Below are 8,184 nucleotides of genomic sequence, written 5' to 3'. Positions count from 1 at the left end.
GTCCCGCTGCGCGTCGAGCAGTTCGCCGCCGGCCTGGGCGAAACGCGCGGCGAGGTCGCTCACCGCCACTTTCGAGCCGTGTCGACCTTGATCCCGCGGGCGTAGCCGTCGACCGCGCCGAACAGATGCGAGCGGAGCCACGGCACGTGTGCGAAGAGGCGCTGGTGGGCGGCCTCGCGCAGGGCGAGATACAGCCGCACCTCCTCCTGGGGCACGCTCAGGTCCTTGCCGAACGTCTCGATGTTCACCGGCAGCAGTGCGGCCTTGCCGGCCGGGCCGAGCGGAAGGCCGACGTCGGACGAGCCGACGACCTCGCCGGCGAGCACGCCGACGGCCTGCCCGATCTGCGTGCCGAACATCGCGCCGCCCATCGAGCGCATCATGCCGATCAGCGGGCCGGCCATGGCCTGCATCTCTTCCGGCAGGACGTCGCCCATGGCGGTGCCGACGCGCTCGGCGACCGGATCGACGAGCTCCTTCCAGGCGGGCAGGGTCGCCTCGACCCACTCCGCGCGGCTCCAGGCCACCGCGGAGGCGGCGCCGGAGGGCAGCGACGTGGCATCGTCGAGCCACAGGTCGGCCAGGCGGACGGCTTCCTCGACGCCCTTTCGGTCGGCGGGGCCGACGCTGGCGTCCTTGGTGCCGTCAGGACTGCCCTGGGAGACCGTCTGGCGGGCGATCTGCTTGGCCATGTCCCAGTTCACCGGGCCGCCCTCGTAGGAGAGCATCTGGCCCAGCTGCTGGAATGCGGCGCCCAGGTCGGTGGGGTTCAGCGACCCGAACATGGCTGCGAACGGATTGTCCGCACCGGGGCCACCGGGGCCTCCGCCGAAGCCTCCGGCTCCGGGCAGGCCGCCAAATCCGAACGGGTTGGCCGGTCCCTGACCACCACCGCTCTCCTGGTCCTTCTTCTTGCCCTCGTCGCCGTCGTCCGGCTCCTCCGGCGGAAGGCCGAATCCGAATGGGGTGTCACTCACGGGATTCCTCGGCTGGTAGGGCCGCCGGTTCTTTCCGGCGGCACGGCTGCCCGACAACACCACCCAGCGTAGACACCTGGGGCGGATCGGGCCTCGGTGCTTCGCCGACTGACGGCCTGCGGCAGGATGGATGCCACCTGGTACGCACGCGTCGGACGCGCTCGTACTGAAGACAACCGCTGGAGACGCCCGGTGAGTTCCCCAGATCCGCAGGTTCGCGCAGCGCGAAACCAGTCAACCAGTTCCGCGAGTCCCGCGGCGCGCGGACCCGTCGTCGCGGTCACCGGCGCCGCGTACGGCGTAGGAGCCCTGCTCACGGAGCAGCTCGCCGCATCCGACGAGGTCAAGCAGGTCCTCGCCATCGACGAGCGGCGCGGCGAGTGCGCGGCGGCCCAGTGGCACATCCTGGACGTACGGGATCCGGCCATCGCGGAGAAGCTGCGCGGGGCCGACGTCGTGGTGCACCTGGCACTGGATCTCGATCTGGAAACCGACGCGGCCGCCCGAACGGCCTACAACGTACGGGGGACGCAGACCGTCTTGACGGCGGCCGCGGCGGCCGGAGTGCACCGGGTGGTGCTGTGCACCTCGGCCATGGTCTACGGGGCGCTGCCCGACAACGAGCTGCCGCTGTCCGAGGATGCCGAGCTGCGCGCCACGGCGGAGGCGACCGGTGTCGGCGACCTGCTGGAGATCGAACGGCTGGCGCGCCGGGCGCCCCGGGCGCACCCGGGGCTCAATGTCACCGTGGTCCGGCCGGCCGTACTGGTGGGCGGTACGGACACCGCGCTGACCAGGTACTTCGAGTCTCCCCGGCTGCTTGTCGTCGCCGGGTCGCGGCCAGCGTGGCAGTTCTGCCACGTCGAGGACCTGTGCAGCGCGCTGGAGTACGCCGTCCTGGAGAAGGTCGACGGGGAACTGACCGTCGGGTGTGACGGCTGGCTGGAGCAGGAGGAGGTCGAGGAGCTCAGCGGGATCCGGCGGATGGAGCTGCCGTCGGCGGTCGCTCTGGGCGCGGCGGCGCGGCTGCACCGGATCGGGCTCACGCCGTCCCCGGCCGGGGACCTGGCCTACACGATGTATCCCTGGGTGGTGAGCGGCAGCCGGCTGCACGACGCCGGGTGGCGGCCGCAGTACACCAACGAGGAGGTGCTGGCGGAGCTCCTGGAGGAGGTGTCCGGTCGGCACACGGTCGCCGGACGGCGGCTGGGCCGCAAGGACGCCACGGCCGCGGGTGCCGCGGGTGCGACGGTGGCGCTGCTGGGTGCGGCGGCGGTGGTGCGGCGGGCGCGGAAAGCCCGGCGGCGGATCTGAGGGACAGGTTGCAGGAATCGCCGAAGAGTGCCGCCCCTGTAGGAGACTCCGAACGCGTACGCGGGCGGGCCGGTCGATAGCTCTATTCCGCGCTGTCGGTCGCGTGCGGCACGATGGAGACATGGCAACCACGAACGATCACCCCGGTGAGCAGGCCGCGCAGGACCCGATCAAGCTGATCGGGATCCGGGACTCGGCCCTCTCCCTGGACGAGGTGTTCCAGGCCGTAGGGGACGACGCGGCCGGGGGCACCGCGCTCTTCGTGGGGACCGTGCGCAACCACGACGGCGGTGCCGATGTCGACGAGCTGGGGTATTCGTGCCACCCCAGCGCCGAGGCCGAGATGCGGCGTATCGCCGAGAAGGTCGCCGCGGAGTTCCCGGTGCGGGCCCTGGCGGCCGTGCACCGCGTGGGGGACCTCCGGGTCGGCGACCTCGCCGTGGTCGTCGCCGTCTCCTGCCCGCATCGCGGAGAGGCCTTCGAGGCGTGCCGGAAGCTGATCGACGACCTCAAGCACGAGGTGCCGATCTGGAAGCACCAGAAGTTTTCCGACGGCGCCGAGGAATGGGTCGGAGCCTGCTGATTCCGGAAGCTGTCTTCCGGTTGCGTAACCGCACCCCCGGCGTGAGCGTTGTCACTGCGGATCGTTAATCTGCTGATCAGTCAGTTGCGGACGCTCAAAGGGGTTGGAGGTCGGCATGGCGGCGCTCGCCTGGTTGCTGATTCCGCTTGTGGCTGCCATCGGCGCGGGGCTCTGGGGCAGTTGGGCCAACCGGAGCCGCAAAGTCCGTAACGACGGCCCGGAGCTCACCGGATACGCCCGCTTCCGGGAGGCCATGGAGAAGCCCCGGCCCGGTGCCTGACGGGCGAAGAACAGCAGGTCACAAGTGTGGTGGAGCACAGGGTCGCCCCGGACGGGCGGCCCTGACGGTGCGCTGACAGGACCGTCCCGTACTGTCGAGTCATGCCACGCCGCACCGCGACGATGCTCGCCTCCACCCTGATGCTGATCGCGCTCTTGTGCGCGGGAGTGTTCATCCCCGTGCCCTACGCGGAGATGTCCCCGGGGCCGACGGTGAACACGCTGGGCGATCACGACGGTGAGCCGGTGCTGCAGATCGCGGGCAAGAAGACGTACGCCACCAGTGGTCACCTGAACATGACCACGGTCAGGGTCACGAGCGCCGACTACCGGATGAACCTGGTCGAGGCCGTCTACGGCTGGCTCGCGCACGACAACAAGGTCGTGCCGCACGAGACGCTCTACCCGGACGGCAAGACCGAGGAGCAGTCCACCCAGGAGAACGCCGAGGAGTTCAGCCAGTCCCAGGAGAGCGCCAAGGTCGCCGCCCTGAAGCAGTTGGACGTTCCGGTGAAGTCCTGGGTGATCGTCTCGACGGTCGTCAAGGGGTCCCCCGCCGAGGGCAAGCTGCACGCCGGGGACGTGATCAAGGCCGTCGACGGTACGGCGGTGAAGGAGCCCGCCGACGTCGCGAAGCTCGTCACCAAGCACAAGCCGGGCCAGGAGGTCCGCTTCACGATCGTGCCGGCCAAGGAACAGGCCGCCGCGGAGAAGGAGAAGCGGACGCCGACCAAGACGCAGGACATCACGATGACCACCACGACGTCCGACGACACCGGTGAGAAGCGCGCCATCGTGGGGATCTCCGCGGGGACCGACCACACGTTCCCGTTCACCATCGACATCAAGCTCGCCGACGTCGGCGGACCGAGCGCCGGGCTGATGTTCGCGCTCGGCATCTACGACAAGCTCACCCCGGGCGGCCTGACCGGCGGCAGGTTCGTGGCCGGCACCGGCACGATCGACGACGCCGGCAAGGTCGGGCCGATCGGCGGCATCGAGATGAAGACCGTGGGAGCGCGGGCCAAGGGCGCGCAGTACTTCCTGACGCCCGCCGACAACTGCGCGGCCGCAGGCAAGGACACCCCCGACGGCCTCACCCTGATCAAGGTCGGCACCATCAAGGACGCCCTCGGGGCTCTCCAGGACATCCGCAGCGGCGACATCGCGGATCTGCCGAAGTGCGGTAAGTAGGCCGGGACAAGGGGACCAGGGGCCCGGAAGACCGGACCCCACAGTCGTCAGGGGCTACTCCTCGAACGTCGCCGTCAGCGCCTCCGCCAGGCCCGGGACCAGGTCGGAACCGGTCAGGACCTCGGTGGGTGAGTCCTTCTCGCGCAGCCGCAGGGCCGACTCGCGCGTGCCGTCGCGCAGGACCGCGACCGTCATGCGGACCTCCTGGCGGTCCGGGTGGTCCGCCACCCACTTCGTGAGAGCGGCCTCGCTCAGACCTTTCGGAACCTGGGCCTCCGCGGACGGCGGCAGCATCAGGCGCTCCACGGCGAGGGCGCAGCCGACCACCGCGTCGGGCCAGGCGATGGTGGCGAGGAACTCGTCGAGCGGCTTGCCCGTTGGAACTTCATCCTGCTCGATCGGGGTGAGGCCGGAGTTCTCCGGCTCGTCCCCCAGGCCGAGCCGGTCCGCGAGCGAGGGCTGTTCGGCCCGCAGCCGTGCGGTGTCGACGAGGGCGAAAAGGCGGGCTGGCTGGTCCCAGCCGAGGCCGGAGACGTACTCGTCGATCTCGAGAACGGCCCGGGTGAGCGGGTTCGCAGCCATGGGAGTGTTGGACATGGTCACAATCCTCTCTCGTTCCTGACCGGAATCGGGAACCGAGTAAACGGTGAGTAAGTTGCATAGGTGGGGGCCCACGATCACGGGGGCCACGCACGGTCCGTGAAGACGCGGGCCTGACGAATCAACAGCGAACTTCGAGGTGCGCACCTTGGCTTTCCAGATGCCGGACCGCGGCGGAGGCCCTTCGGGGCCGCGGATCAGAGTGGGCCGCCCGTCCCGGCGTGTCCGGACCCTGCTCATGACGCTGGGCGTCCTGGCCGTCCTCGGCATGGCGTTCACCATGTTCGCGGGCTTTTGGACGGACTGGCTCTGGTACCGCTCGGTGAACTACTCCTCGGTCTTCACCACCACCCTGTGGACCAAGATCGGGCTCTTCTTCGTCTTCGGCGTGCTCATGGCCCTCGCCGTCGGCTTCAACATCTGGCTGGCGCACCGGCTGCGGCCGCCGCTGAGCGCCATGTCGATGGAGCAGCAGAACCTCGACCGCTACCGGATGGGCATCGCGCCCTACAAGAAGTGGCTGCTGTTCGGGATCACCGCCCTGGTGGGCCTGATCGCCGGCGCCTCCGCCTCCGGCCAGTGGCGCACGTGGCTGATGTGGGTCAACGGCGTGCCCTTCGGCCAGAAAGACCCCCAGTTCAAGCTGGACGTCGCCTTCTACGCCTTCGACCTGCCCTGGTACCGGTTCCTGCTCGGCTTCGGTTTCGCCGCCGCGATCCTGTCCCTGATCGCCGCCGCGCTCACCCACTACCTCTACGGCGGGCTGCGCGTCACGAGCCCGGGCGCCCGCGCCACGGCCGCGGCCACCGGGCACCTGTCGGTGCTCATCGGCATCTTCGTGGCCCTCAAAGCGGTCGCGTACTGGCTCGACCGGTACGGACTCGCGGTGAAGTCGAGTGACTTCCGGGCGACCGACAACTGGACGGGCCTGAGGTACGTCGACGCCAACGCCTACCTGCCGGCGAAGACCATTCTGTTCTGCATCGCCGTCATCTGCGCGCTGTTGTTCTTCGCCACCATCTGGCGGCGCACCTGGCAGCTGCCCGTGATCGGATTCGGCCTGATGGTGCTCTCCGCGATCCTCATCGGCGGCCTGTACCCGGCGATCGTGCAGAAGTTCCAGGTCCAGCCGAACGAGCAGGCCAAGGAAGCGCCGTACGTCGAGAAGAACCTCGAGGCCACGCGCAAGGCCTACGGCATCGACGGCACCAAGGTCACCGACTACTCGGGCACCAGGAAGACCGAGGACAAGAGCCAGCTGCGCGACGACGTCGACTCCACGGCGAGCATCCGGATCATGGACCCGAACATCGTCTCGCCGACGTTCCAGCAGCTCCAGCAGATCAGGAACTACTACGCGTTCCCGGAGAACCTGGACGTCGACCGCTACGCCAAGGACGGCAAGGACCAGGACACCGTCGTCGGCCTGCGTGAGATCAACCTCGCCGGCATCCCGAAGAAGAACTGGATCAACAACCACTTCCGTTACACCCACGGCTACGGAGTGGTCGCCGCCGAGGGCACCAGCGCCGACGCCCAGGGCCGGCCGAACTTCACGGAGTCCGACCTGCCCTCCAAGGGCGACCTCGGCACGTACGAGCAGCGGGTCTACTACGGCGAGAAGACCACCACGTACTCCATCGTCGGCGGTCCCCAGAAGGAGATCGACTACTCCGACGACAACGGCGAGAAGACCACCAGCTACAAGGGCGACAGCGGGGTCAACCTCTCCAACCCGGTGAACCGGGCCGCCTATGCGGTGGCGCTCGGCGAGCCGCAGATCCTGTACTCCGGTGCCATCGGCGACGGTTCGCGGATCCTTTACAACCGCACGCCCAAGGAGCGCGTCGAGGCGGTGGCCCCCTGGCTGACCATCGACGGCGATGCCTACCCGGCGGTCGTGGACGGCCGGATCCAGTGGATCGTCGACGCGTACACGACGACGAACGGCTACCCGTACTCCTCGCGTACGACGCTGGGTGACACCACGGCCGACTCGCTGACCGCCACCAACGACAACCGCGCGGTGGTGGCCCAGCAGAACCAGGTCAACTACATCCGCAACTCGGTGAAGGCCACCGTCGACGCCTACACCGGCAAGGTCAAGCTCTTCCAGTGGGACACCGAGGACCCCGTCCTGAAGACCTGGATGAAGGCCTTCCCGAACACGGTGGAGCCCAAGAGCGACATCTCCAAGTCGCTGATGGACCATCTGCGCTACCCCCAGGACCTGTTCAAGGTCCAGCGCGAGCTGCTCACGCGCTACCACGTGAAGGACGCGACGACGTTCCTCAGCGGCAGCGAGGTGTGGCAGGTGCCGGACGACCCGACGAACCGTTCGGGCAGCGCGGTGCCGCCGTACTACCTGAGCATGAAGATGCCCGACCAGCAGGCGCAGTCGTTCTCGCTGACGACCACCTTCACTCCAACCGGCCGGGACAACCTCAGCGCGTTCATGGCGGTCGACGCCGAGGCGGGCACGGGTGAGTACGGCAAGATCAGAATCCTGAAACTGCCGACGAACACCACGGTCAACGGACCCAAGCAGGTCCAGAGCCAGTTCAACTCCCAAGAGGAGATCGCCGAGTCCATCAGGCTCCTGAGAGGCGGCGACTCCGAGGTCGAGTACGGCAACCTGCTGACGGTGCCGCTCGACGGGGGACTGCTCTACGTGGAGCCGGTCTACGTCCGCGGTGGCGGACTGAAGTACCCGCTGCTGCGCAAGGTGCTGGTCACCTACGGAGGGCAGACAGCCTTCGAGAACACCCTCGACGAGGCCCTCAACAAGGTCTTCGGTGCGGACGGCCCGGCCACCGAGCCACCGGACGAGGGCGACACGACGACACCACCGCCGACGTCCGACAACCCGACGGTCCAACAGGCCCTGGAGGACGCCCAGAAGGCGTTCGACGCGGGCCAGGAGGCCCTGAAGAAGAACGACTGGGAGGCGTACGGCAAGGCGCAGAAGGACCTCGAGGACGCCCTGCGGCGGGCCGAGGACGCGCAGGCCGAGGCGAGCCGGGCGGGCGGTGCCGGGGGCGGCGAGAGCAAGCCCGGCGGCAAGCCGAGCAGCAGCCCCAGCGGCAGTCCGAGCCCGAAGCCCAGCAGCTAGGGCCCTGGCCTGGTCAGATGCCCACCCCGCGCCGTGATACGGTTGTGAACACAACGGCGCGGGGTGGAGCAGCTCGGTAGCTCGCTGGGCTCATAACCCAGAGGTCGCAGGTTCAAATCCTGTCC

Annotated in this window: 6 protein-coding genes and 1 pseudogene; 5 read left to right on the top strand and 2 right to left on the bottom strand. The window is 68.9% G+C overall.

What is annotated here, in order from left to right; genetic code table 11:
- Positions 1-71: 71 nt before the first annotated feature.
- Positions 72-977, bottom strand: a pseudogene (locus tag ABZ281_RS27270) (zinc-dependent metalloprotease); the annotation flags it as partial.
- Between the two features lie 192 nt (positions 978-1,169).
- On the opposite strand from ABZ281_RS27270, the gene ABZ281_RS27265 reads away from it, so the two are divergent.
- The 4 genes from ABZ281_RS27265 to ABZ281_RS27250 all read left to right on the top strand — a co-directional run bounded on the left by ABZ281_RS27265 (position 1,170) and on the right by ABZ281_RS27250 (position 4,347).
- Positions 1,170-2,291 (top strand): SDR family oxidoreductase, encoded by a 1,122-nt coding sequence (locus ABZ281_RS27265; protein ID WP_356659599.1) that lies wholly within the window; start codon positions 1,170-1,172, stop codon positions 2,289-2,291.
- Positions 2,292-2,412: 121 nt separating this feature from the next.
- A complete protein-coding gene (locus ABZ281_RS27260; RefSeq protein WP_356659597.1) occupies positions 2,413-2,874 on the top strand; it encodes a molybdenum cofactor biosynthesis protein MoaE in 462 nt (153 codons plus the stop codon).
- 115 nt (positions 2,875-2,989) lie between these two features.
- Entirely contained in the window at positions 2,990-3,154 is a 165-nt protein-coding gene (locus ABZ281_RS27255; RefSeq protein ID WP_356659595.1) for a hypothetical protein, read from the top strand.
- Between the two features lie 101 nt (positions 3,155-3,255).
- Positions 3,256-4,347, top strand: a complete 1,092-nt coding sequence (locus ABZ281_RS27250; protein ID WP_356659593.1) for a PDZ domain-containing protein — start codon at positions 3,256-3,258, stop codon at positions 4,345-4,347.
- Positions 4,348-4,401: 54 nt separating this feature from the next.
- On the opposite strand, the gene ABZ281_RS27245 is transcribed toward ABZ281_RS27250, so the two are convergent.
- Positions 4,402-4,944 carry a PPA1309 family protein gene (locus ABZ281_RS27245; protein ID WP_356659591.1) on the bottom strand — a complete coding sequence of 181 codons (543 nt, stop codon included), beginning with the start codon at positions 4,942-4,944 and terminating at the stop codon, positions 4,402-4,404.
- Between the two features lie 163 nt (positions 4,945-5,107).
- Between ABZ281_RS27245 and ABZ281_RS27240 the strand changes: the two genes are divergently transcribed.
- On the top strand, positions 5,108-8,059 hold the full coding sequence (locus tag ABZ281_RS27240) for a UPF0182 family protein (protein WP_356659601.1): 2,952 nt from the start codon (positions 5,108-5,110) through the stop codon (positions 8,057-8,059).
- Positions 8,060-8,184: the final 125 nt, after the last annotated feature.

The organism is Streptomyces sp. NPDC006265 (genome assembly GCF_040613555.1).
Lineage (GTDB): Bacteria > Actinomycetota > Actinomycetes > Streptomycetales > Streptomycetaceae > Streptomyces.
Note: the sequence above shows the minus strand (reverse complement) of the source record. Positions and strands in the feature narration are given on the sequence as shown.

Bases quoted from the DNA above. Each gene is read 5' to 3' on its own strand.
- ABZ281_RS27250 (WP_356659593.1), top strand. From the start codon at position 3,256: ATGCCACGCCGCACCGCGACGATGCTCGCCTCCACCCTGATGCTGATC.
- ABZ281_RS27260 (WP_356659597.1), top strand. From the start codon at position 2,413: ATGGCAACCACGAACGATCACCCCGGTGAGCAGGCCGCGCAGGACCCG.
- ABZ281_RS27245 (WP_356659591.1), bottom strand. From the start codon at position 4,944: ATGTCCAACACTCCCATGGCTGCGAACCCGCTCACCCGGGCCGTTCTC.
- ABZ281_RS27255 (WP_356659595.1), top strand. From the start codon at position 2,990: ATGGCGGCGCTCGCCTGGTTGCTGATTCCGCTTGTGGCTGCCATCGGC.
- ABZ281_RS27240 (WP_356659601.1), top strand. From the start codon at position 5,108: ATGCCGGACCGCGGCGGAGGCCCTTCGGGGCCGCGGATCAGAGTGGGC.